The sequence below is a fragment of the Leifsonia sp. AG29 genome, assembly GCF_009765225.1.
In the GTDB taxonomy this organism is placed as follows: domain Bacteria; phylum Actinomycetota; class Actinomycetes; order Actinomycetales; family Microbacteriaceae; genus Leifsonia.
Map to the genome: position 1 here is coordinate 604974 of NZ_VMSF01000001.1, position 24050 is coordinate 629023.

The window sequence follows — 24050 nt, forward strand, 5'->3', positions numbered from 1 at the left end:
TCGGTGATTTGTTGTTTCAATAAACTTATAGCAGGAGTCGGGCCGCGGCGCGACCCCGGAGCGCGATCAGATCGCCGCGTCGGAGAGGGCGGCACTCACGTTAGCCGCCTCGACCCGGGAAGTCACGAGGCGGGCGTCCGCCGGAGTGACCGCGTGAACGGCACCGGTCAGCTCGATGCTCGTCTCCGTCTCCCGCTCGTCGCAGGAGGGGCCGACCCAGAGCTCGACCGCGCCCGGCTCGACCACGCGGCGGAGCGAACGGTCGCTGAAGGCGAGCCGTGTGCTCGGGACCTCGAACGAGACCGACACCTCCTCACCCGGCTCGAGCTCCACCCGGTGGTACGCCAGCAGCTGGGCGACCGGCCGCGTGACGCTCGCGTGCACGTCGCGGGCGTAGAGCTGCACCACGTCCGTGCCGGCACGCGAACCCGTGTTCCGGACGCGCACGCTGGCGGAGAAGGAGGCGCCCGCCTGCACCTCGGCATCGGCCTTCAGAGCCGTGCGCTCGAACGTCGTGTAAGTGAGCCCGTGGCCGAACGGCAGCACCGGGGTGCTGTCTGCGCTCGTGATCTCGTTCGGGCCTCCGAGGATCGGGTGGAGGTACGAGTACGGCTGCGCGCCGGCCGATCGGGGGAGGGTCACGGGCAGATGCCCGCTGGGCGCCGAGGCGCCGGACAGCACGCGGGCGATCGCCCGGCCGCCCTCCTCGCCCGGGAAGAACGACTGGAGGAGCGCGGACGGCGCGACCGCGCCCGAGGTCGCCCAGCCGAGTGCGTAGGGCCGTCCCGAGAGGACGACCATGACGACCGGGGTGCCGGTGCTCACGATGCGCTCGACGAGCTCGCGCTGCACGCCCGGGAGCTCGAGGCTCTCGACGTCGTTCCCCTCACCGACCGTTCCGCGGCCGAAGAGCCCGGCGCGATCGCCCACGACCACGATGGCGACGTCCGCCTCGGTGGCGGCGGCTGTGGCGGCAGGAATGCCCGAGCGGTCGTCTCCCTCGACCTCGCACCCGCGCTCGTAGACGATCGAGGCCTCGGGGAACTCGTCGCGCAGCCCCGACAGGACCGAGGGGATCTCGAAGCCGAGCGGCACCTCCGGGTGGTGCGCGAGCACGTGGTTCGCGAACGAGTAGCAGCCCATGAGCGCTTCGGGATCGTCGGCGTTCGGCCCGACGACGGCGATGCGCGCCGGGCGCGAATCCAGCGGCAGGGTGCCGTCGTTGGTCAGCAGGACGAGCGACTCCTCCGCGAGACGACGCGCGACCTCGCGATGGGCGGGCGTGTCCAGGTCGATGGAGGTCGGAGGCGAGTCGAACGTCGCGTCGAGGAGTCCGAGCTCCTCCTTCTGGCTGAGCACGCGAAGCACCGCGCGGTCGACGAGAGCCTCGTCGACCGCGCCGGACCGGACGGCGGCGGCCAACGGCTCGAGGAAGGCGTCGCCGGTCGGGAGCTCCACGTCGATGCCGGCCGCGAGCGCAAGAGCCGCGGCTTCACCTAGGTCGGCCGCGACGCCGTGCATGGTGTGGAGGAACGCGACCGAGAAATAGTCGGCGACGACGACCCCGTCGAAGCCCCACTCGTCGCGCAGGACGCCCGTGAGGTACTCGGGGTTCGCCGCGGTCGGGACGCCGTCGATCTCGGCGTACGAGTTCATGACCGAGCGCACGCCGCCGTCGCGGACCGCCATCTCGAACGGTGGGAGGAGCGTGTCGCGCACCTCCCGCGGCCCGGCGTGCACGGGGGCGTGGTTGCGCCCCGCCTGGGAGGCCGAGTAGCCCACGAAATGCTTGAGGGTCGCGTGGACGCCCGCGCCCTGGAGCCCCCGCACGTACGAGGTGCCGATCGTGCCGACCACGTACGGGTCCTCGGCGATGCACTCGTCGACGCGGCCCCAGCGGGGGTCGCGGATGACGTCGAGCACCGGCGCGAGGCCCTGGTGGATGCCGAGCTCCCGCATGGAGGCGCCGATCAGGCCGGCCATCTCCTCCACCAGGTCCGGGTCGAACGACGCGCCCCACGCGAGCGGTGTCGGGAACGTGGCGGCCTTCCAGGCCGCGAGGCCGGTCAGGCACTCCTCGTGCACGAGCGCGGGGATGCCGAGGCGCGTCTGCTCCTTCAGCCGGCGCTGCTCGCTCCACAGCCACTCCGCGCGCTCGCCCGGGTCGACCGGCCGGGTGCCGTAGACGCGCGTCAGCTGGCCGATGCCGTTGCGGGTGGTCTCCTCGTACGAGCCCGGGTTGCCCATCTCGCCGGCCATCGGAGCGACCAGGTCGTCGCCCTTGTCGACCCAGTAGCCGACGAGCTGCGCCAGCTTCTCGTCGAGGGTCATCTGCTCGTGCAGCGCGCGGACGCGCTCCGTCACGGGCGGAAGCACGGGTTCGGTCATGGAATCACTCACAGTTCTCTTGCACGGCGCGTCGCACACGCCACGGGTGGAGCCGGGGGAGCGCGGGCGTCAGCCCTTGACCGCTCCGGTCAGTCCGCCGACGATGCGGCGCTCGAACAGGCTGAAGAAGATCAGCGCCGGGATCATGGACAGCGACGTGAACGCCAGCACCTTGGCCGTGTCGACGGAGTACTGCGACGAGAACGCCTGGACCCCGAGCGGCAGCGTGAACGTCGCCTCGTTGTTGAGGAGGAACAGGGGCAGCAGGTAGCTGTTCCAGCTGGCGATGAATGCCAGGATCCCGACGGTGATCACGCCGGGCATCGACAGCCGCAGCACCATCCGCCAGAAGAAGCCCAGCCGGCTGCAGCCGTCGATGAAGGCCGCCTCCTGGATCTCGTCCGGGATGGCCCGCAGGAACGGCACCAGGATGATGATGGTCGTCGGCAGCGCGAAGGCGATCTGCGGCAGGATGACGCCGGCCAGCGAGTTCATCAGGCCGATGTTGCGCACCACGATGTACAGCGGAGTGATGGCCACCGTGATCGGGAACATCAGGCCCGCGGCGAACAGCGCGTACAGCACGCCCCGCCCGCGGAAGCTGTAGCGGGCGAGCACGTAGCTCGCCATCAGGCCGAGCAGGATGACGCCGATCGTGGTCACGACCGCGACGATCGTCGAGTTGCCGACCTCGGCCCAGAACGTGCCGCCCGTGAGGACGTCGAGGTAGTTCTGCACGTTCCACGGGTGGGGGAACCCGGCCGGGTCGACGGTGATCTGCGAGTTGGTGCGGAATCCGCCGAGCACGATGTACACGATCGGGGTCAGCATCAGCGCGATCACGACGAGGGCGATGAAGTAGACGCTGGGGGAGCCCCAGGGCAGCGTCTTCGCCTTCTTGCGGCTCGGAGCCTCCAGGACGCCGGGGGCGTCGGGAGCGTCCGGGATGACGACCATCGCGCTCATCGCTTCTTCCTTCCGATGCGCCTGTCACCCGTGATGGCGCCCTCGGTGTCGCGACGGAGCACGAACCGCTGGTAGAACAGCGCGACGATCAGGGAGATCAGGAAGATGACGACGGCGACGGCGTTTCCGTAGCCGAAGTTGCCGGCGTTGCGGCCGTTGGCGACCATGTAGGTCGCCATCGTGGAGGTGCCGGCGGTGGAGGCGACGTACTGGCCCCAGATGATGTAGACGAGGTCGAACAGCTGCAGGGCGCCGATGATCGACAGGAACGCCCAGATGCGGAGCGTCGGGCCGAGCAGCGGGAGCGAGATCCTGCGCTGGATCTGCCAGTAAGAGGCGCCGTCGAGGGCGGCCGCTTCGTACAGCTCCTCCGGGATGCCCTGCAGGCCGGCGAGGAAGAGGATGACGGCGAAGCCGACGTACTTCCAGGTCAGGATGGCGAGCAGAGTCCAGATGGCGATGCTCGGATCGGACAGCCAGTCGTGGGCGAGGAAGCCGAGACCGACATTCTTCAGGAAGCCGTTCAGCGCGCCGTTCGTGGCGAGCATCAGGCTCCAGCCGGTGCCGACCACGACCTCGGCGATGACGTACGGGACGAAGATCAGGACGCGGATGAGGGACTGGCCGCGCATCTTGCGATTGAGCAGCAGGGCCAGCAGGATGGCCACCGGTCCCTGCAGGACCAGCGAGCCGATGACGATCAAGCCGTTGTGCATCAGGGCCTGCTGGAACGCGGAGTCCTCGAGGATCGTGACGTAGTTCTGCAGGCCGACGAAGTCCGTCGCCGGACCGTATCCCTGCCAGCGGAAGAAACCGTAGTAGGCGGCGATCACGACCGGGAAGATGACGAAGGCCACGAAGACGATCGCCGCGGGACCGGCCAGCAGGAGGATCTCGAGGCGCATGGCCCAGCCGGTACGCCGGCGGCGCCGCGGCGACGGGAGCGACGCGACCGCGCCGCTCCCGTCGTGCTGCGCGAGACCCGACTTCGGCAGGACGCCGGTGGTGGTGTTCTCGCGGGTACTGCTCACGGTGCTGTCCTCAGCCCTTCTTCGCGGCGTCGTTGGCCGCCTGGATGAGGCCCTTCGGGTCGCTCTTGCCGGCGAGCATGTCGACCACGGCCACGTTCAGGGCGTTGCCGACGTTCTGGCCGAGCACGGTGTCCAGCCACTGCGAGACGTACGGGGCCTTGTTGTAGGCGGCCAGCACATCCTTCAGGTACGGCTCGGTGACGACCTTCTGCGCCTCCGTGTTCACCGGCGGGGCGTTGAAGGCCTTGTAGTACGCCTCCTGCTGGTCGGTGGTCGCCACGAAGTTGAGGAAGTCGACGCACTCCTTCGGGGCCTTGACCGAGCACGAGTAGCCGTCGACGCCGCCCATGATCGAGCCCGGCTCGCCCTTGCCGCCCGGAACCTCCGGGAACGGGTAGAAGCCGAGGTCGGGGAGGGGCTTCTGGTCGGGGGTCAGCGACGCGATCACGCCCGGGTCCCACGCGCCCATGAGCTCCATGGCGGCCTTGTGGTTGGCGACGAGACCCGCGGAGCTGCCCGCGCCCTGCTGGGCGGAGGTGGTGAGGAAGCCGTCGTTGTAGGGCTTGGTGGAGGCGAACTTCTGGAGGTCCTCCGCAGCCTTCAGCCAGCAGCCGTCCGAGAACGACTTCGAGTCGGCCGTCTTCTCCATCGTCGAGCCGGCGCACTCGCGGAGCGCGAACCAGTAGAACCAGTGAGCCGCGGGCCACGCGTCCTTGCCGCCGAGCGCGATGGGTGCCACGCCCGTGGCCTTGAGCTTGGTCACGTCGCTGTTGAGGTCGTCGATGGTCTTGGGAGCCTCGGTGATCCCGGCCGCCTTGAAGAGGTCCTGGTTGTAGAAGAGCCCGCCCGGGAGCACGGCGATCGGCATCGCCCAGACCTTGTTCTGGTAGGTCTCCGCCTTGAACGAGCCGGACGAGATGTTCTTCTTCGTGTCGGCGCTGACCTTGTCGGTGATGTCCATGACCTGGCCGGCGTTGACCATAGCGGCCATCTTGCCGCCGCCTCGCTGCAGGAAGATGTCGGGCGCGTCTCCGGAGTTCAGCGCCGTCTGCAGCTTGCCGTCGAGGTCCTCATTCTGGATCGCCTGGATCTTGATGGTGACGTTCGGGTTCTTCTTCTCGAAGGCCGCGACCGCGTTCTTCCAGAACTCCTGGCCGGGGCCGGTGGTGGAGTTCTGCCAGAGCGTCATACTGACCTTGCCGCCTGCGGCGTTGTCGGAGGTCCCGCTGCACGCGCTGAGCGCGAGAGCGCCGGCCATCATGACGGCCGCTCCGGTCAGGAGCTTGGTGGCTTTCATGTGATTCCAACCTGTTCTCTTCGTTGAGCGGCATCCACCGTGGATGCCTCGGGTGCGGTTAGCAGTGTTACAACCGGCTCTGACGGTGTCAAACGTTTTCGATACCGTTTTCGACAACGTTTTTTCCTGCTACGCTCCGGTGTCCATGGGACGGCGTCCAACCATCAACGACGTGGCCGCTGCGGCCGGCGTCTCGGTCGCCACCGTGTCGAAGGCCGTCAACGGCCGGTACGGTGTGGCGATCGAGACGGTCGAGCGCGTGCTCTCGGTCGTGCAGGAGCTCGGGTACGAGTCGAGCCTCGTGGCGAGCAGCATGCGGGCACGCAAGACGGGCGTCATCGGAGTGCTCGTCGCGGACTTCGAGCCCTTCAGCGCCGAGGTGCTCAAGGGCGTCGCCGCGGCGCTGCAGGACTCCCGGTACGACCTGCTCGCCTACAGCGGCTCGCGCCAAGCCTCCCCCGAGGGGTGGGAACGGCGCTCGCTCAGCCGCCTCAGCGGAACCCTCATCGACGGCGCCATCATGGTGACGCCGACCGTCGTCAACGTGAGCGCCGAGGTGCCGATCGTCGCGATCGACCCGCACACCGGCCGCGCCGACCTCCCGACCGTCGAGTCCGACAGCTTCGGCGGCGCGCGCCACGCGACCGAGTACCTGATCGAACTGGGCCACCGCCGCATCGGCTTCGTGGCCGGTCGTCCCGACCTGCGCTCGTCGATCCTCCGCGACGCCGGCTACCGGCGGGCCCTGGAGGCGGCCGGCGTTCCCTTCGACCCGTCCCTCGTCGCCGTCGGTCGCTACGAGCACGACACGGTCCGGGAGGTGGCCCACCGCCTCCTCAGCCGACCCGACCGGCCCACGGCCGTGTTCGCGGCGAACGACCTCTCCGCGATCGCCGTCATCGAGGTCGCCACGGAACTCGGGCTCGCCGTTCCGCGCGACCTGTCGGTCGTCGGCTTCGACGACGTGCCCGACGCCTCCCAGTCGTCGCCGGCGCTCACCACCGTGCATCAGCCGATGCAGCGCCTCGGCGCGGAGGCGGTCAAGCTGCTGACGGCCCTCATGAACGGCGAAACGCCCGAGCGGACGCACCTCGGCCTCCCGACGCGGCTCGTGCCGCGGGCGACCACGGCGCCCCCGGCGTGAGTCGGGGTCCCGGGCTCCGCTGCGCTCGCGCTCCACTGCGCTCTCGCTCCGCTGCGCTCGCGCTCCGCTGCGCTCGCGCTCCGCTCGCGCTCCGCTGCCGCCACATTCGTGCTGAATGTGGCTACTGACGTCGCGAGAGACGGGATTCGGCCCGAATGTGCCCTCGCGCGGGGGCGCGTGGTGTGCCTCCGCAGCCCGCATTCGTGCTGAATGTGGTTTCTGAGGGGGTGGGAGGCGGGATTCGGCCCAAATCTGCCCCCGCGAGGGGCGCGTGGCGTGCTTCCGCAGCCCGCATTCGTGCTGAATGTGGCTTCTGGCGGGGTGTGAGGCGGGATTCGGCCCGAATGTGCCTCCGCGCGGGGGCGCGTGGCGTGCTTCCGCAGCCCGCATTCGGGCTGAATGTGGCTTCTGACGTCGCGAGAGACGGGATTCGGCCCGAATGTGCCCCCGCGCGGGGGCGCGTGGTGTGCCTCCGCAGCCCAAATTCGTGCTGAATGTGGTTTCTGGCGGGGTGGGAGGCGGGATTCGGCCCGAATCTGCCCGGGGAAATCTGCCCAGGGAAGTCTGCCCACGCAAGTCTGCCCGGGCAGCTCACCCCAGGCGCGCGGGCAGCCACGCGGCCTGCTTCTGCCACTGGTGCGTCGCGCCTCCCTCGTGGCCGTTGAAGGGGTAGACCTCGATCGCGCGGTCCTCCGCGGCGAGGTGGTTGTACGCCGCAAAGGTCGTCGACGGGGGGACGACGTCGTCCATCAGCGCCACCGAGAAGAGCGACGGCGCCTCGATGCGACGCGCGAAGTTCACGCCGTCGAAGTACGACAGCGTCCGGAAGACGTCGTCGATGCGGTCCCGGTGCACCGAGAGGTAGGTGGCGAGTTCGAGGAACGGCCCGCCGACGGCCACCTCGGCCCCGTGCCGGTACGCGCACAGGAAGGCGACATCGGGCATCACGGCGCGCACCCCGCCGGCGAGCGCTCCCGCAGCGAGAGCGATGCCGCCACCCTGGCTGCCCCCGGTGACCGCCACCCGGGAGGCGTCGACCGACGGGAGGGACCGGGTCGCGTCGACAGCGCGCACCGCGTCCGTGAAGACGCGACGGTAGTAGTGCCGGCGCGGGTCGTCGATGCCGCGCGTCATGAAGCCCTGCGTCGCGGGCCCCGAGCCGTGCGGGTCGGGCGTGTCGCCGCCGCTGCCCCAGCCGCTGCCCTGTCCGCGTGTGTCCATGAGCACGTGGACGTAGCCCGAGAGGGCCCACAGGACGTTCTCGCCGGGCAGTCCGCGGCCGCCGTTGTAGCCGACGTACTGGACGATGGCCGGGAGCGGACCGGCCGCGTCCTTCGGGCGGGAGGCCCACGCCTTGACGGGCTCCCCGCCGAAGCCCGGGAAGGTGAGGTCCTCGACGATCAGCTCGGTGATGGGGGTCGCCGCGGGCCGCAGCTCGAGATCGTCGCCGGCGGACCGCGCCTCCTCGAGGGTGCCCGCCCAGAACTCGTCGAAGTCGGCCGGCTCCTCCACCTCGGGACGGAAAGCGGTGAGGGCGCTGAGCGGGAGGTCGGTGAACGGCATACGGACTCCTTCGTCGTGGGTCGGGTGGGGGTCGGGCATTCTCGGCACAGGCGCCAGGAAATCTTTCGCGCCACGGAGGGGTACCCGTGCGCGCCATTGTGGCACACTGCCAGCATGTCCGAATCCGCGGCCCGGCCGACGCTCGCCGCGATCGCGGCCCGGGCCGCCGTCTCGCTCTCGACGGTGTCGAAGGTGCTCAACGGACGGCCCGGCATCTCGCCCGAGACGCGGGCGCGGGTGGAGGAGCTCCTCGCCGATTCCGGGTACGCCCGGCGCGGACTAGAGGTCGAGCGCGGCGGCCACGTCGAGCTCGTGATCGAGGACCTGGGCAGCGACTGGTCGATGGAGATCATCCGCGGCGCGGAGCGGATCGCCCGCGAGCACGGGTTCGTGCTGGCGCTCAGCGCGATGGGGGAGGACCACCGGGTCGACCGGGAGTGGATCCAGGGCGTCCTCCGCCGGAAGCCCGTGGCCGTCGTCCTGCAGTTCTCCGACCTGACCGCCGCGCACCGCCGCCAGCTGCGCACGCGCAACATCCCGTTCGTGGTCGTCGACCCGGCGGGCGACCCGCCTCCGGACGTCCCGGCGATCGGCGCGACCAACTGGGCGGGCGGCGTCGCGGCGACCCGCCACCTCCTCGAGCTCGGTCACACGCGGATCGCGGCGATCTCCGGGCCGCCCGAGCTCATGTGCTCGCGCGCGCGTGTCGCCGGTTACCAGTCGGCGCTCCAGGAGGCGGGTATCGTGCCGGACCCGTCGCTCTCGGCCGTCGGCGACTTCTCGCAGCAGGCGGGCGAGCGGGAGGCGCGGCGCCTCCTCGCGCGCTCCGACCGCCCCACAGCCATCGTGGCCGGCAACGACGCGCAGGCGCTCGGCGTCTACGACGCGGCCGGGGCGCTCAGGATCCGCGTGCCGGACGATCTGTCGGTCGTCGGGTTCGACGACGTCCGCCCGGCGCGTTGGGCGCGGCCCCCGCTGACGACGGTCCGCCAGCCACTGCAGGAGATGGCCGAGGAGGCGACGCGGCTCGCGCTCCGCCTTCGGGACGGCCCAGTTGAGAATACGAGGCTCGAATTGGCGACCTCCCTCGTCGAGCGGGGCTCGACGGCTCCGCCGCCGGCCCGCACCTGACGGGCGCGCCCCTCCTCGAGGTGCTCGCAGATGCTCGCGACACGCCGGTCGGCGCAACACCTACGAGCACCTCGACGAACACAGACGTCCCGACGCCCACGCGGCCGCCCCGCCCAGCCGCGAGCGAAAGTTCTCCAGTTCACCACCGAAACTTGAACCCCTCCCCGCGCCCTGGCTACCGTCGCACGAGACGACACACCCCCGACAGCGCGAAGGAGCGGAGCATGACGGAGGCGCCTCGGTTGCGCGTGGCGATGATCGGGTACGGCTTCATGGGGGCCGCCCACTCGCAGGGCTGGCGCGTCGCGCCCCGGTTCTTCGACCTCGCCGCCGAGCCTGTGATGAGCACCATCGTGGGCCGCGACGCGGCCCGCGTGGAGGACGCCCGCCGCCGCTTCGGGTGGGAGCGGTCCGAGACGGACTGGCGCCAGGTCGTCGACGACCCGTCCATCGACGTGGTCGACATCTGCTCACCGGGTTCGTCGCACGCGGAGATCGCGATCGCGGCCCTCGACGCGGACAAGCACGTGCTGTGCGAGAAGCCGCTGGCGAACACGGTCGGTGAGGCGGAGGCGATGGCCGACGCCGCCGCCCGAGCCGCCGCGCGGGGCGTCCGGTCGATGGTCGGCTTCAGCTACCGGCGCGTGCCCGCGATCGCACACGCCCGCGCCCTGGTCCGGGAGGGACGGCTCGGCACGATCCGCCAGGTCCGCGCGCTGTACCTCCAGGACTGGCTCACGGACGAGAACGGACCCATGACCTGGCGGCTCGATAAGGAGGCGGCCGGCTCCGGCTCGCTCGGCGACATCGGGGCGCACGCGGTCGATCTCGTCGAGCACCTGACCGGCTCCGCGCTCGAGACGGTGAGCGGCACCGTGACGACCTTCGTGGAGGAACGCCCCCTGCTCGGTGAGACGGTCGGCCTGTCCGGCACCGCCTCCACCGAACGCGGCCGCGTGACGGTCGACGACGCGGCCTGGTTCACCGCTCGCCTGACCGGAGGCGCGGCCGAGGGAGCCATCGGCGCCTTCGAGGCGACGAGGTACGCCACGGGCCGCAAGAACTCTCTCCGCATCGAGCTGAGCGGTTCGCGCGGGGCCATCGCCTTCGACCTCGAGTCGATGAACGAGCTGCAGGTCTACGACGCCACCGATCCGGCGGGGGACCAGGGTTTCAAACGGATCATCGTCACCGAGCCGGAGCACCCGTACATGGCGAACTGGTGGCCCACCGGCCACGCGATCGGATACGAGCACGCTTTCAGCCACGAGGTGAAGGACTTCGTCGACGCGATCACGGCGGGCGCCGACCCGGAGCCGTCGTTCGCCGACGGCCTCCACGTCCAGCGAGTGCTGGACGCGGTGGAACGGAGCGCGGCAACGGGCAGCGCCTGGACCAGCGTCGAAGCGGATGGAGCACGGAAGGAATCATGAGCAGGCAGGCACTCGTCGTGAGGGGCGGCTGGGACGGGCACATGCCCGTCGAGACCACCGACCTCTTCATCCCGTTCCTGGAGGCGAACGGCTTCGACGTCCGCGTGGAGGAGGGCAGCCGCGTCTACGCGGACGACGCCTTCATGCCGACGGTGGACCTGATCGTTCAGGTCAACACGATGAACCGCATCGAGCCCGGCGAGTTCGCGGGACTCCAGGCAGCCGTGCTGAACGGCGCCGGGATGGCCGGCTGGCACGGCGGCATCGCGGACTCGTACCGCGAGAATGCGGACTACCTCCACATGATCGGCGGACAGTTCGCCCACCACGCCGGCAAGGACCCGGCTGAGCGGGTCGGAGACCAGTCCGACAACTACATCCCGTACACCGTGCACATCACCGAGTACGGGAAGGCCCACCCGATCACGCAGGGTGTCGACGACTTCGACCTGGTGACGGAGCAGTACTGGGTGCTGAGCGACGAGTACAACGACGTCCTCGCGACGACCACGCAGGCCGCGCGGCCTTGGGACGCGTGGAACCGGCCGGTCACCGCGCCGGCCATCTGGACCCGGCAGTGGGGGAAGGGGCGCATCTTCGTCTCGGCACCCGGCCACCGGCTCGAGGTCGTCGAGAGCCAGCCGGTTCGCACGATCATCGAGAGGGGGCTGCTGTGGGCGGCCCGCTGAGCGTCGGAGTCATCGGCGTCGGAGTGATCAGCCGGCAGTACTTCGAGCACATTTCGCGCCTCCCGAACCTGCGGCTCGCCGCGGTCGCCGATCTCGACCTCGAGCGCACTGCGACGGTCGCCGAGGAGCAGGGCGTGGAGGGGCTGAGCGTCGACGAGCTGCTGGCCCACCCGGGCGTCGACGCCGTTCTCAACCTGACGATCCCGAAGGCGCACGCCGAGGTCGCCCTCCGCGCCCTGGACGCGGGCAAGCACGTCTACGAGGAGAAGCCGCTGGCGCTCACGACGGCGGAGGCACGTCCCGTCATCGACCGGGCGGAGGCGCTGGGCCTGCGGGTCGGCAGCGCGCCGGACACCGTGCTCGGCACCGGCATCCAGACGGCTCGGGCGCTGCTCGACGAGGGCCGCATCGGCCACCCGGTCGGCGCGGCCGTCGCCTGGAGCTCGCCGGGGCACGAGCTCTGGCACCCGGCGCCCGCGTTCTACTACCAGCCGGGTGGCGGCCCGCTCTTCGATATGGGGCCGTACTACCTGACCTCGCTCGTGACGTTCTTCGGCCCGGTGGCTCGGGTCTCGGGAGCGACGCGCCGTTCGACGCGCGAGCGCACGGTCGGGACCGGACCCCAGGCGGGCACGGTCGTCCCCGTGGACGTCGACACGCACGTGACCGCGATCTTGGAGCACGCCTCCGGCGTCGTCTCGACCGTCACCGTGTCGTTCGACGTCTGGGCGACCGAAACCCCGAAGTTCGAGGTCTACGGGACGGCCGGAACGATCGCCGTGCCGGACCCCAACATGTTCTCGGACACGGTGCGCGTGGCGACAGCAGCCGATCGCGAGTTCCGCGAGGTGGAGGCGCTCGCCGGCTACACGGACGCCGGCCGCGGTTTCGGGCTCGCCGACATGGCCCACGCGATCGAGACCGGCCGCACGCACCGGGCCTCGGGCGAGCTGGCGTTCCACGTGCTCGACATCATGGAGGCGGTGCTCCGGGCCGGCGCGGAGCACACGGTCGTGGAGCTCGCCTCCACGGTCGACCGCCCGGACCCGGTGCCCCAGGGAACGCGCCCGGACTCGTGGTGACCGGCGGAGCGCCGCTTGCCCGATCAGGCATCGAGGTGCGCGTAGGTGCGGCAGCGCCCGGCGTGTCGGCAGCATCTACGAGCACCTCGACGGCGACGGCGACGGCGACGGCGACAGCGACGGCCCGGCACCGCCCCCGCCCCGGACCGCGCGTTATTGTCAGACCATGTCCGCATCCGAGCTGAGCACCGTCCGGCCCGCCACGGGAGGCGCGACCGACGCGCTCCGGCGGAGCAACCTCGCGACGGTGCTCGGGATGGTGCATCGTGACGGCGCCCTCACCCGGAGCGACCTGACGCGACTGACCGGCCTCAACCGCTCGACGGTCGGCGATCTCGTCGCCGAGCTCCAGGGGCTCGGCCTGGTCGAGGTCGACGAGGCCCATGTCGCGCCGGGGCGCGCCGGCCGTCCGAGCCCGCTCGTCAAGGTCTCCGACGGCGTCGCGGCCGTCGCGGTGAACCCCGAGGTCGACGCCGTGATCGTCGGCCTCGTCGGGCTCGGCGGGCGGGTGCTGAAGCGGGTTCGCATCGAGACGGCCTCGGCGCGGTCCGCGGCGGAGACGGTGACGCTCGCGTCGGCCGGGATCGCCGGGATGCTCGCGGGGGAGACCCGGGTGCGCATCGCGGGCATCGGGGTGGCGGTCCCCGGTCAGGTGCGGCTCTCCGACGGGATGGTGCGCGAGGCCACGCACTTCGGCTGGGTCGACGAGCCGCTCGCCGCGATGCTCGGCGCCGCCACGGGCCTGAGGGTGTGGGCGGCCAATGCCGCCGTGCTCGGCCTGCGCGCCGAGAGCGCATTCGGGGCGGGCCGCGGCGTCGACGACCTCGTCTACATGATCGGCGGCGCCTCGGGTGTCGGCGGCGGCGTGATCAGCGGTGGGCGCCTCCTCACCGGTGCGGCCGGATACGCCGGCGAGTTCGGGCACACCTTCGTGCGTTCCGACGGCCGCGACTGCTCGTGCGGTTCGCGCGGCTGCCTGGAGGCGGAGGTGACGCAGGCCGAGCTCCTCGCGTCGGTGGGCCTCGCCTCCTCGGATGCCGCCCGGCTCGGCGACGCTCTGGAGGCGAGCGACGATCCGGCCGCCGTCGAGATCGCCGCCCGCGACTACGCGTACCTTCGGATCGCTTGCCGGAACGCGGTCAACGTGTTCAACCCGTCCGTCCTCGTGCTCGGCGGGTTTCTCGCCGCCCTGTACCGGGGTGCGCGCGCACACGACGCCGCGGATCTGCTCGAGGAGGTCGTGCACTCCTCCCGTGACGGCGTCGAGATCCGGGAGGCGGCGCTCGGCACCGACCAGATGCTGATCGGGGCGGCCGAGCTGGTCTTCGCCGACCTCATCTCCGACCCGGCGCGCGCTCTCGCCGGGGCCGCCTGACGCCGTACCAGGCGTTCCGCGCGTGCTTTCTGCACGATTGTTGTTGACTGAAACTAATTGGCAGATCGCTTGATTGCTGGGTCACGCCGCGTCAATGCGGATAGATTCGCGCTTGCACAACCCGCATCCATCCTTTATGTTGTGACCGTCAACAAATTGCATCGGAGTGGCTGCGAGGCCAGCGAACGCGCGTCCACTCCACTACAAGGAGGTAACAGATGCGCAAGAGGCACCTCGCGTTCGGCGCGATCCTCGCCGCCGGTGCCCTGATGCTCGCGGGATGCTCCGGGTCGTCCGACGCCGGCTCCGCGAGCACCGACGGCAAGGGCAAGACGCTCACCCTGTGGCACTACGAGAGCCAGGACTCGGCGATGGGCAAGGCCTGGGACGAGGCCATCAAGGAGTTCGAGACCGAGACCGGCGCGAAGGTGAAGTTCGAGGCGAAGAGCTTCGAGCAGATCCGCTCCACCGCCTCCCAGGTGCTCAACTCGAACCAGGCGCCGGACATCCTCGAGTACAACAAGGGCAACGCGACGGCGGGCCTCCTGGCCAGCCAGGGTCTGCTCACGAACCTCGACGACGCCGTGAAGAAGTACGGGTGGGACAAGAAGCTCGCCAAGAGCCTCCAGACCACGGCACGGTACGACGACAAGGGCATCATGGGCTCCGGCTCGTGGTACGGCGTCCCGGACTACGGCGAGTACGTCGAGGTCTACTACAACAAGGACATGTTCGCGAAGTACGGCATCGAGGTGCCGAAGACCTTCGACGGGTTCGTCTCGGCCCTGCAGAAGTTCAAGGACAACGGCGTCACGCCGCTCGCCGAGTCCGCAGCAGAGTACCCCCTCGGGCAGCTCTGGTACCAGCTCGCTCTGAGCAAGGCCGACCGCAGCTGGGTCGACGACTACCAGCTCTACAAGGGCAAGGTGGACTGGCAGGGCAAGGAGCTGTCCTACGCCACGCAGACGGTCGACGACTGGGTGAACAAGGGCTACATCTCCAAGGACTCCTCGGGGCTCAAGGCCGAGGACGCCGGCACCTCGTTCATCTCCGGGAAGTACCCGATTTTCTTCTCGGGCAGCTGGTGGTACGGCCGGTTCCAGACCGAGATCAAGGACTACCAGTGGGGCACGTTCCTCTTCCCGGGCGCGAAGATGTCGCCCGGATCCGCCGGCAACATGTGGGTCGTCCCGCAGAACGCGAAGAACAAGGCGCTCGCCGAGAAGTTCATCGACATCACGATGACCCCGAAGATCCAGGCGATCATCGGCAACAACGGCGGCGTGCCCGTCGCGGCGAAGACGAGCGACATCACCGACGCCAAGTCGAAGGAGCTCATCGCGAACTTCAACGCCCTGACCGGTGAGGACGGCATCGCCTACTACCCCGACTGGCCCACGCCGACGTTCTACGACCAGCTCAACGCCGGCCTCCAGGAGCTGATCAACGGGACGAAGTCCCCGGCCGCCGTCAACAAGGAGCTCGGCGGCGAGTATCAGGACGGCGTCGACCAGATCGTCAACCAGTAGCACCCGTCGCGGTCGCTGCCGTCCCTCCCGCCGGAGGGACGGCAGCGGCCGGGCAAGGAGAGAGTCATGAGTATCGCGGTGAAGGAACGCGGGCGCAGCGAGTCGCTGCTGCCGGCGAGCGGGCGCGGTTCGTTCTGGTGGTATCTGCTGCCGGGCTTCGTGCTGCTGGCGGTGATCGTCCTGATCCCGCTCGTGTGGAACGTCTACCTGAGCTTCACGAGCTACCGGGGCATCCGGCCGCCGAAGTTCATCGGCCTGCATAACTGGGTGCGCCTGTTCCAGGACGAGAAGTTCTGGACCTCGTTCGGCAACTCGATCGCGATGATCCTCGCGATGGTGATCATCCCGACCCTTGTCGGCCTCATCCTCGCGGCGATGCTGTTCGACCTCGTCGGCAAGAAGTTCGGCGGGAGGCTCGCGAGCTTCCTGCGCGCGACCTACTACCTCCCGCAGATCCTCCCCGTGGTGATCGCCGCCATCGTCATCGGCTGGATCCTCCGGCCCGACAACGGCGCGCTCAACCAGATCCTCGCGGCGGTCGGGCTCGGCGAGCTGCAGCACAACTGGCTCGGCAGCCCGGACACGGCTCTCGCGTCGATCATGGCGGTGATGGTCTGGGTGCAGATCGGCTACCCGGTCGTCATCTTCATGGCCGCGCTCCAGCGGGTCGACCCCGAGCTCTACGAGGCGGCCGAATTGGACGGGGCCAACTGGTTCCAGCGGTTCCGGTCGATCACCGTCACGATCATCCGGCCGGAGATCTTCGTCGTGACCCTCACCTGCACGATCGCGGCGCTCAAAGTGTTCGGACCCGTCTACACGCTGACCCGCGGCGGTCCCGGCACGGCGACGATGGTGCCGAGCTACTACTCGTACAGCGAGTTCTTCCAGAGCCAGCAGGTGGGTTACGGCGCGACGATCGCGACCGCTCTGACGGTCGTCATCATCGCCGTCTCCATCCTCTTCATCGTCGCCCAGAACCGGGCCGAGCGCAGGGAGAACGAGCGCTGATGTCCACGACCATCGCCCGCCCCGAGTCGAGCACGGCCACCCCTCCGGAGCGCCGGCTCACCCGGCAGAAGCCGCGCAAGACGACCGCCGACTGCGTCATCCTCGCCGTCGCGATCGTGATCGGCGTCGCCATCGCCTTCCCGTTCCTGCTCATCCTGATCAACTCGTTCAAGAGCCCGGCGGACTACAACGCGGGCGGCCCCCTCCAGCTGCCGACGTCGTTCTACACGGACGGCATCGTGAACTTCTGGAACCGGGTGAACTTCCCCGAGAAGCTGTGGAACTCGGTCTTCATCTCCGGCGTGGTGTCGATCCTCGCGGTCGTCATCTCGGTGCTCAACGCCTACGCGCTCGGTATCGGGAGGGTGAAGGCGCGCACCTGGATCATCGTCCTGTTCCTGCTGGCCAACATGCTCCCGCAGGAGGCGCTGCTCTACCCGCTGTACTTCATGTTCAAGCAGGTGGGCCTGTACGACAACGTGTGGAGCGTCATCATCATCTTCACGGTGATCCAGAGCGCGTTCGGCACCTATCTGCTGTCGAGCGTCTACGGCACCTTCCCGAAGGAGGTGCTCGAGGCGGCTTCGCTCGACGGCGCGGGCAAGTGGCGCATCCTGTGGCGCGTCGTCGTGCCGATCTCGCGCCCGACCCTCAGCGTGCTCCTCATCTTCTTCTTCATCTGGACCTGGAACGAGTTCCTGATCCCGCTCACCTTCCTCGTGTCGAACGACAACCAGACGGTGCCCGTGGCGATCAGCGTGCTGCAGGGCGACCGCCTCATGGACGTGACCACCACCTCCGCGTCGGCGCTGCTCGGCCTCATCCCGACGCTCGTCTTCTTCCTCATCTTCCAGCGCACCCTGACCCGCGGCATCACGGCCGGCGCGGTCAAGTAAAGGACACGACCCCCGCATGAAGTTCACCGACGGTTTCTGGATGCTCCGCGACGGCGTCACGCCGGTCTACGCCCAGGAGGCGTACGACGTGTGCGCCGGCGACGGCACCCTCACGGTCACCGCGCCCGGCAAGGTCATCGAGCGGCGCGGCGACACGCTCAACCGCCCGACCCTGACGGTCACCCTGTCGTCGCCGCTCGCGAACGTGGTCCGGGTGCGCGTCGACCACTGGCAGGGCGCCCGGGAGGGACGCGGCTTCGAACTGCGGGCCGAGCCCGGTCACGCCAGCGTGAGCGTCGACGACGAGTCCGGGATGCTCCGCAGCGGTGATCTGTCCGCGACCGTCCGTCGCGGTGCGCCCTGGTCGCTGACGTTCTCGGCGGGGGAGCCCGGATCGGGCGAGGAGCGCGTGCTCACCGCGAGCGGGGCCAAATCCCTCGGCTATCTGACGGTAGCGGGCGATGGCCCCTACGTGCACGAGCAGCTCTCGCTCGGCGTCGGCGAGCTCGTCTACGGCCTCGGAGAGAGATTCGGGCCGCTCGTGAAGAACGGCCAGGTCGTCGACGTGTGGAACGCCGACGGGGGCACCTCCAGCGAGCAGGCCTATAAGAACGTCCCCTTCTATCTGACGAACCGCGGGTATGGCGTGTTCGTGAACCACCCCGGCCACGTCTCCTACGAGGTCGGGTCCGAGACGGTCGAGCGGGTGCAGTTCTCGGTGGCCGGCGAGTCGCTCGAGTACTTCCTCATCTACGGGCCGAGCCCGAAGCAGATCCTCGAGCGGTACACCGCACTGACCGGTCGCCCGGCGTCCGTCCCGGCCTGGTCGTACGGGCTGTGGCTGTCGACGAGCTTCACCACCTCCTACGACGAGGAGACGGTCAACTCGTTCATCGACGGCATGGCCGAGCGCGACCTCCCGCTGAGCGTGTTCCACTTCGACTGCTTCTGGATGCGCGAGTTCAACTGGTGCGACTTCGAGTGGGACCCGCGCACCTTCCCCGACCCCGAGGGGATGCTCGCGCGCCTCCACGGCAAGGACCTCCGCGTGTGCGTCTGGCTGAACCCGTACATCGGGCAACGGTCGCCGCTGTTCGCCGAGGCGGCGGCCGCCGGCTACCTCGTCAAGCGCCCGAACGGCGACGTCTGGCAGTGGGACATGTGGCAGGCGGGCATGGGGCTCGTCGACTTCACGAACCCGGAGGCGACCCGCTGGTTCCAGGAGAAGCTCCGGCATCTCGTGGCGCAGGGCGTCGACTGCTTCAAGACCGACTTCGGCGAGCGGATCCCGCTCGAGGTGGAGTACTTCGACGGCACCTCGCCGGAGCGCATGCACAACCTCTACACGCAGCTCTACAATGAGGCCGTCTTCGAGGTGCTCGAGGAGGCGCGCGGCGAGGGCGAGGCCGTGCTCTTCGCCCGGTCCGCGACCACCGGCGGGCAGCGCCTCCCGGTGCACTGGGGAGGGGACAACACCTCCAGCTACGAGTCGATGGCGGAGACCCTGCGCGGCGGGCTGTCGCTCGCCTTCAGCGGGTTCGGCTTCTGGAGCCATGACATCGGCGGCTTCGAGGGGACGCCCGACCCCGGCGTGTTCAAGCGCTGGACGGCGTTCGGCCTCCTCTCGAGCCACTCGCGCCTCCACGGGAGCGACTCGGTGCGCGTGCCGTGGGCGTTCGACGAGGAGGCGGTGGAGGTCACCCGCCGCTTCACGAAGCTGAAGCTGCGCCTCATGCCGTACCTGTTCGCCGCGGGCGGGGAGGCGCACGCCCACGGGACCCCGCTCATGCGCCCGATACAGCTGGAGTTCCCCGGCGATCCGGCCGTCGAGTACCTGGACCGCCAGTACATGCTCGGCAGCGACCTGCTCGTGGCCCCCGTCTTCTCGCCGTCGGAGGTGTCGTTCTACCTCCCGGCCGGCCGCTGGACCGAGTTCTTCTCGGGACGCGTCGTCGAGGGCGGACGCTGGCTCCACGAGTCGCACGGATTCGACAGCCTGCCGCTGTATGTGCGCGAAGGGGCGGTCCTGCCGCTCAGCGCCCGGGAGGATCGGCCCGACCACGACTACCGGGAAGGGCTGACCCTCGCTGTCTATCCCGGTGAGGACGGCGAACGCAGCGTCACCGTGACGACGCCCGAGGGCGCGGTCGCCGAGTACACCGTTGTCCGGTCCGGTGACGCGCTGGGGGCGACCGGCCCGGGGGAGTACCCGTTCCGGCTCGTGGACGTCGCCACGGGACGCGAGGTCGTCGCCTCGGGCGGTCGCGCCTCCATCGGGTAACGGGTGGTGGCCGTCGGCGGAGGTCGTCGCCTCCCGGCCGTGTGCCGTCGAGGTGCTCGCAGGTGCGCCCGCGTGCGGCGTGTCGGCAGCATCTGCGTGCACCTCGAGTCAGGGGGTGCGAGGACGGGCCGGGAGGCCGGCCCGCGGGACCGGTACAGTTGCGAGGAATGAACGGCAGGACGACGGCGGGGAACAACCTCGACACGGTGCGCAGGCACAACCTGTCGATCGTGCTCGGGATCGTCCACCGCCGCGGCCCCGTCGCCCGCTCGGTGCTCACGCAGGAGACCGGCCTCAACCGCTCGACGATCGGCGCGCTGGTCGCGGAGCTCGTCGAGCTCGGTCTCGTGGTCGAGCGCGACCCCGAGACGAGCAACCGGGTCGGCCGGCCCTCGCCGCTCATCGCGGCGAACGGGCGTGTCGTGGCGATCGCGGTGAACCCGGAGATCGACGCCGTCACCGTCGGCGTCGTCGGGCTCGACGCCCGCGTTCACCGGCGCGTGCGGTACCCCACCGGACACGTCCCGACGGCGAGGGAGGCGGCGGCCATCGCAGCCGCCGTGGTCGACGGATTGCGGCCCGACCTCGCGGCCGCGACCCGGGTCGTCGGCGTCGGCGTGGCCGTTCCGGGGCTGGTCCGCGAGGAGGACGGCGTCGTCCGCCTGGCCCCGCATCTCGAGTGGGCGGAGGAGCCGTTCGCCGCGGAGCTCGCCGCAGCCACGGGCTACCCGGCGCTCGCGGCGAACGACGCCAGCCTCGGCGCGAACGCCGAACGCCTGTTCGGGGCGGGCCGAGGTGCGTCCGACATCGTCTATCTCAACGGCGGTGCCTCCGGCATCGGCGCGGGCGTGATCGTCGGCGGGGAGCCCCTGACCGGCATCAGCGGCTACGCGGGCGAGCTCGGGCACACGCTGGTGAACTCGTCGGGTATCCGCTGCCACTGCGGCGCGATCGGCTGTCTCGAGACCGAGGTGAGCCAGCGTTCCCTGCTGCGAGTGCTGGGGATGGAGGCGGCCGACAACGACGAGCTCGCCCGTGCACTCTCGGCCGCCGTCGCCCGCGGCGATGCATCCGTCATCGCCGAAGTGGACCGCCAGCTCGGGTACCTCTCCACCGCCCTCCGCAATGCGACGAACGTCTTCGATCCGGAGCGCATCGTCCTGGGCGGCTTCCTCGGGGCGCTGCACGCGCTCGCCCCGGAACGGCTCCCGGCGATGGTGGCGGAGCAGGCGCTCGCCGCATCGGCGGAGCGTCTCTCCATCGTCCGCGCCGCCCTCGGCTCCGACATCCTGATGATCGGCGCGGCCGAGCTCGCGTTCTCCCCGCTGCTCGCGGCGCCCGCCTCCTGACGCCCACGCCGCTGCATTCGTGCCGAATGTGGGCGTGGACGGTGCGTTGCGCTGCATTCGTGCCGAATGTGGCAACGCTGCTGGGCGCAGGCGGCGCTGCATTCGTGCTGAATGTAGGCGTGGGCTAGGCGTTGCGCTGCATTCGTGCCGAATGTGGCAACGCTGCTGGGCGCAGGCGGAGGCGGACTGCATTCGTGCTGAATGTAGGCGTGGGCTAGGCGTTGCGCTGCATTCGTGCCGAATGTGGCAACGCTGCTGGGCGCAGGCGCAGGCGGACTGCATTCGGGCCGAATGTGGGCCCGGGCTAGGCGTTGCGCTGCATTCGTGCCGAATGCGGCAACGCTGCTCGGTGGAGGCGGACTGCATTCGTGCTGAATGTGGGCCCGGGTTAGGCGTTGCGCTGCATTCGTGCCGAATGTGGCGAGGGCACGCGAGGGCACGGGAGGCTCGGGAGGCACGGGAGGCACGGGAGGCACGGGAGGCACGCGAGGGCACGGGAGGCACGGGAGGCACGGGAGGCGCGGGAGGCACGCGAGGGCACGGGAGGCACGGGAGGCGGCCGAGGGGCCCTCTGCATTCGTGGGAAGAAAAGCAACAATGTTCACGTTCACATTTCCGACGCGATTCGTTGTAGAGTAGTAAGCAGTTTCCCCTCGAATCGATTCGAGGGCATCCACGAGCACCGCGGCGACGACCGCGGTGTCGTCGTTTGCGCCCTGCTGCGCCGCCCTCCCTGCCAGCCTCCCCGACAGCCAAGGACCCCATTCGTGACCACCGTCACTTCCGCCACCCCCGTCACCACAGGGACCACCGTCGTGCATCCCGGCGATTCGCTCACCGGTCGCCAGCGCCTGACGTACATCCTCATCCTGGGTGCCCTCACGGCACTCGGTCCGTTCACCATCGACACCTACCTCCCGGCGCTGCCGACCCTCCAGCAGGACTTCGCCGTCTCGACCGCCGCGATCCAGCTCACCCTGACCGCCACGACGATCGGGTTCGGCCTCGGGCAGCTGCTCGTGGGGCCGTGGTCCGACAAGATCGGCCGGCGGACCCCGCTCATGATCGCCACGGGCGTGCACATCGTCTCGTGCCTGTGCGCCTCCGTCGCTCCGAACGTCGAGCTCCTCGGCGTCGCCCGCACGCTGCAGGGAATCGGCGCCGCGGCGGGCGGCGTCGTGGCGATGGCCATGGTGCGCGACCTCTTCGGCGGCCGGCCGCTCGTGCGGATGCTCAGCCGCCTGGCGCTGGTCAACGGGCTGGCACCCGTCCTCGCGCCGGTCGTCGGATCGTCCCTCCTGCTCGTGATGCCGTGGCGCGGGATCTTCGTCGTGCTGGCCGCCTACGGCCTGTTCGTGGTCGCCTGCGTCGCGCTCTGGATCCGCGAGACGCTCCCGAAGGAGCGCCGGCACGACAGCGGGCACGCGACGGTCGGGCAGCGCTACCGGGCGGTGCTCTCCGACCGCGTGTTCGTGGGCATCGCGATCGTGGGGGCCGCGAACTTCACCGGCCTGTTCTCGTACCTGTCGTCGAGCTCGTTCATCTTCCAGGAGATCTACCGCTTCAACGCACAGCAGTACGGCCTCCTCTTCGCCGTGAACTCGATCGGCATCATCATCGGCGTGCAGAGCGCGGCGCGGCTGACGAAGTACATCGGCCCGCAGTGGATCCTCGCGGGCTCGACCGTCGTGATGTTCCTCTCCTCCGTGCTCATCGTGGTGCTCGATCAGGCCCATGCCGGGCTGCTCGGCACGGCGGTCCCGCTGTGGTTCTTCATCGCGGCCTGCGGCTTCGGCTTCCCGTGCGTCCAGGTGCTCGCGCTCAACGGCCACGGCCACGAGGCGGGCACGGCGGCGAGTCTCCTCGGAGCGCTCAACTTCGGCACGGCCGGCATCATCTCGCCGATCGTGGGCGTCCTCGGCGTGGGCAGCGCAGCTCCGATGGGGGCGGTGATGGCGATCTGCGCGCTCGTCTCCATCTCCTCCCTCTGGCTCATCGTCCGGCCGCGGACGGTTCCCGAGCTCGCGCACTGAGTCGCCGCCCGAAGCGAGGGTACGGTGGCAGCATGACGTCAGGGGAGGAGCCGGCCGGACCGGAGAGCACGCCGCCCGCCGAGGACCCGGCGGACACCGGCAGCATCGGGTCCGCCGAGGACCCCGACAGGCCGCCGTCCCCCGACGACAAGGAGGCGGTCCGCCAGGCGGCCAGGATCAGCACGGTGTGGCCGGTCGTCTCCGCATCGGTCGCCATCCTCGTGACGGTCCTGGTCGGCGCGATCATCGCGTTCCGGCCGCACGAGCCCTTCACGTTCGACATCCAGTGGATGGACGAGATCATCGAGCACCGCTCGCCGTTCTGGACCGTCCCCGCGCTGTTCTTCAACTATGCGGGCGGCAGCATCTACGGGTCGGTGATCATCCCCGTGCTGATCTTCCTGCTCCTGCTCGCCTTCCGTCGGCCCTGGGGGGCGGTGTACTTCGCCGTGGCGAGCGCGCTCTCCGGAATCTGCGTGCAGATCCTGAAGAACATCGTCGACCGGTCGCGCCCGACCACGATCCTGGTCCACGTCGACACCGGTTCATTCCCGTCCGGGCATACGGCCAATGCCGCGACGATGGTGGTCGTCCTCGGCATCCTGTTCCCGCGCGTGTGGGTGTGGTGCGCGGGTGCCGTCTGGGCCGTCCTCATGGCGATCAGCCGCACCTACCTCGGCGCCCACTGGCTGAGCGACACGATCGGGGGGCTGCTGCTCGGCGCGGGTGTCGCCGTGATCGTCTGGGCGCCCCTCGCGTACCGTCTCGCCAAGGAGCGACGGCAACCGCATCCGTTCTTCCTTTCGCAGCGCGCGCGAGCGGAGCGCGCTTCCCGCTGACGCGCCGGTCGCG

Annotated in this window: 18 protein-coding genes; 13 read left to right on the top strand and 5 right to left on the bottom strand. The window is 69.9% G+C overall.

The window, feature by feature from the left end; genetic code table 11:
• Positions 1 to 66: 66 nt before the first annotated feature.
• The 4 genes from FPT20_RS03045 to FPT20_RS03060 form a co-directional block, all read right to left on the bottom strand.
• Positions 67 to 2388, bottom strand: a complete 2322-nt coding sequence (locus FPT20_RS03045) for a glycoside hydrolase family 3 N-terminal domain-containing protein (RefSeq protein ID WP_158862437.1) — start codon at positions 2386 to 2388, stop codon at positions 67 to 69.
• 69 nt (positions 2389 to 2457) lie between these two features.
• A complete protein-coding gene (locus tag FPT20_RS03050) occupies positions 2458 to 3354 on the bottom strand; it encodes a carbohydrate ABC transporter permease (protein WP_158862439.1) in 897 nt (298 codons plus the stop codon).
• On the bottom strand, positions 3351 to 4385 hold the full coding sequence (locus FPT20_RS03055) for a carbohydrate ABC transporter permease (RefSeq protein WP_158862441.1): 1035 nt from the start codon (positions 4383 to 4385) through the stop codon (positions 3351 to 3353). The genes FPT20_RS03050 and FPT20_RS03055 overlap by 4 nt, the downstream gene beginning before the upstream one ends.
• A gap of 10 nt (positions 4386 to 4395) precedes the next feature.
• Positions 4396 to 5682 carry an ABC transporter substrate-binding protein gene (locus FPT20_RS03060; protein ID WP_158862443.1) on the bottom strand — a complete coding sequence of 429 codons (1287 nt, stop codon included), beginning with the start codon at positions 5680 to 5682 and terminating at the stop codon, positions 4396 to 4398.
• Positions 5683 to 5827: 145 nt separating this feature from the next.
• Between FPT20_RS03060 and FPT20_RS03065 the strand changes: the two genes are divergently transcribed.
• Entirely contained in the window at positions 5828 to 6826 is a 999-nt protein-coding gene (locus FPT20_RS03065) for a LacI family DNA-binding transcriptional regulator (RefSeq protein WP_158862445.1), read from the top strand.
• Between the two features lie 591 nt (positions 6827 to 7417).
• Here FPT20_RS03065 and FPT20_RS03070 read toward each other — a convergent pair.
• On the bottom strand, positions 7418 to 8389 hold the full coding sequence (locus FPT20_RS03070; protein WP_158862447.1) for an acetylxylan esterase: 972 nt from the start codon (positions 8387 to 8389) through the stop codon (positions 7418 to 7420).
• A 114-nt stretch (positions 8390 to 8503) separates the two neighbouring features.
• On the opposite strand from FPT20_RS03070, the gene FPT20_RS03075 reads away from it, so the two are divergent.
• The 12 genes from FPT20_RS03075 to FPT20_RS03130 all read left to right on the top strand — a co-directional run bounded on the left by FPT20_RS03075 (position 8504) and on the right by FPT20_RS03130 (position 24037).
• On the top strand, positions 8504 to 9520 hold the full coding sequence (locus tag FPT20_RS03075) for a LacI family DNA-binding transcriptional regulator (protein ID WP_158862449.1): 1017 nt from the start codon (positions 8504 to 8506) through the stop codon (positions 9518 to 9520).
• A 224-nt stretch (positions 9521 to 9744) separates the two neighbouring features.
• A complete protein-coding gene (locus FPT20_RS03080; RefSeq protein ID WP_158862452.1) occupies positions 9745 to 10953 on the top strand; it encodes a Gfo/Idh/MocA family protein in 1209 nt (402 codons plus the stop codon).
• A complete protein-coding gene (locus tag FPT20_RS03085) occupies positions 10950 to 11642 on the top strand; it encodes a ThuA domain-containing protein (RefSeq protein WP_158862454.1) in 693 nt (230 codons plus the stop codon). Before FPT20_RS03080 ends, FPT20_RS03085 begins: the two co-directional genes overlap by 4 nt.
• Complete coding sequence (locus FPT20_RS03090; protein ID WP_158862463.1) at positions 11627 to 12724, top strand: Gfo/Idh/MocA family protein; 1098 nt, start codon at positions 11627 to 11629, stop codon at positions 12722 to 12724. The genes FPT20_RS03085 and FPT20_RS03090 overlap by 16 nt, the downstream gene beginning before the upstream one ends.
• A gap of 166 nt (positions 12725 to 12890) precedes the next feature.
• A complete protein-coding gene (locus tag FPT20_RS03095) occupies positions 12891 to 14099 on the top strand; it encodes an ROK family transcriptional regulator (protein WP_158862465.1) in 1209 nt (402 codons plus the stop codon).
• Between the two features lie 218 nt (positions 14100 to 14317).
• Positions 14318 to 15628: an ABC transporter substrate-binding protein gene (locus FPT20_RS03100; RefSeq protein WP_158862467.1), complete on the top strand. Its 1311-nt coding sequence runs from the start codon at positions 14318 to 14320 to the stop codon at positions 15626 to 15628.
• A 66-nt stretch (positions 15629 to 15694) separates the two neighbouring features.
• Positions 15695 to 16639, top strand: coding sequence for a carbohydrate ABC transporter permease (locus FPT20_RS03105; RefSeq protein WP_158862469.1), 945 nt, complete (start codon positions 15695 to 15697; stop codon positions 16637 to 16639).
• Entirely contained in the window at positions 16639 to 17535 is an 897-nt protein-coding gene (locus FPT20_RS03110; protein WP_158862471.1) for a carbohydrate ABC transporter permease, read from the top strand. The genes FPT20_RS03105 and FPT20_RS03110 overlap by 1 nt, the downstream gene beginning before the upstream one ends.
• Before the next feature lie 16 nt (positions 17536 to 17551).
• Positions 17552 to 19816, top strand: a complete 2265-nt coding sequence (gene yicI, locus FPT20_RS03115) for an alpha-xylosidase (RefSeq protein ID WP_158862473.1) — start codon at positions 17552 to 17554, stop codon at positions 19814 to 19816.
• 167 nt (positions 19817 to 19983) lie between these two features.
• On the top strand, positions 19984 to 21165 hold the full coding sequence (locus FPT20_RS03120) for an ROK family transcriptional regulator (protein ID WP_158862475.1): 1182 nt from the start codon (positions 19984 to 19986) through the stop codon (positions 21163 to 21165).
• Between the two features lie 767 nt (positions 21166 to 21932).
• Complete coding sequence (locus FPT20_RS03125; protein WP_158862476.1) at positions 21933 to 23198, top strand: multidrug effflux MFS transporter; 1266 nt, start codon at positions 21933 to 21935, stop codon at positions 23196 to 23198.
• Between the two features lie 32 nt (positions 23199 to 23230).
• Entirely contained in the window at positions 23231 to 24037 is an 807-nt protein-coding gene (locus tag FPT20_RS03130) for a phosphatase PAP2 family protein (protein ID WP_158862477.1), read from the top strand.
• The last annotated feature ends 13 nt before the right edge of the window (positions 24038 to 24050 follow it).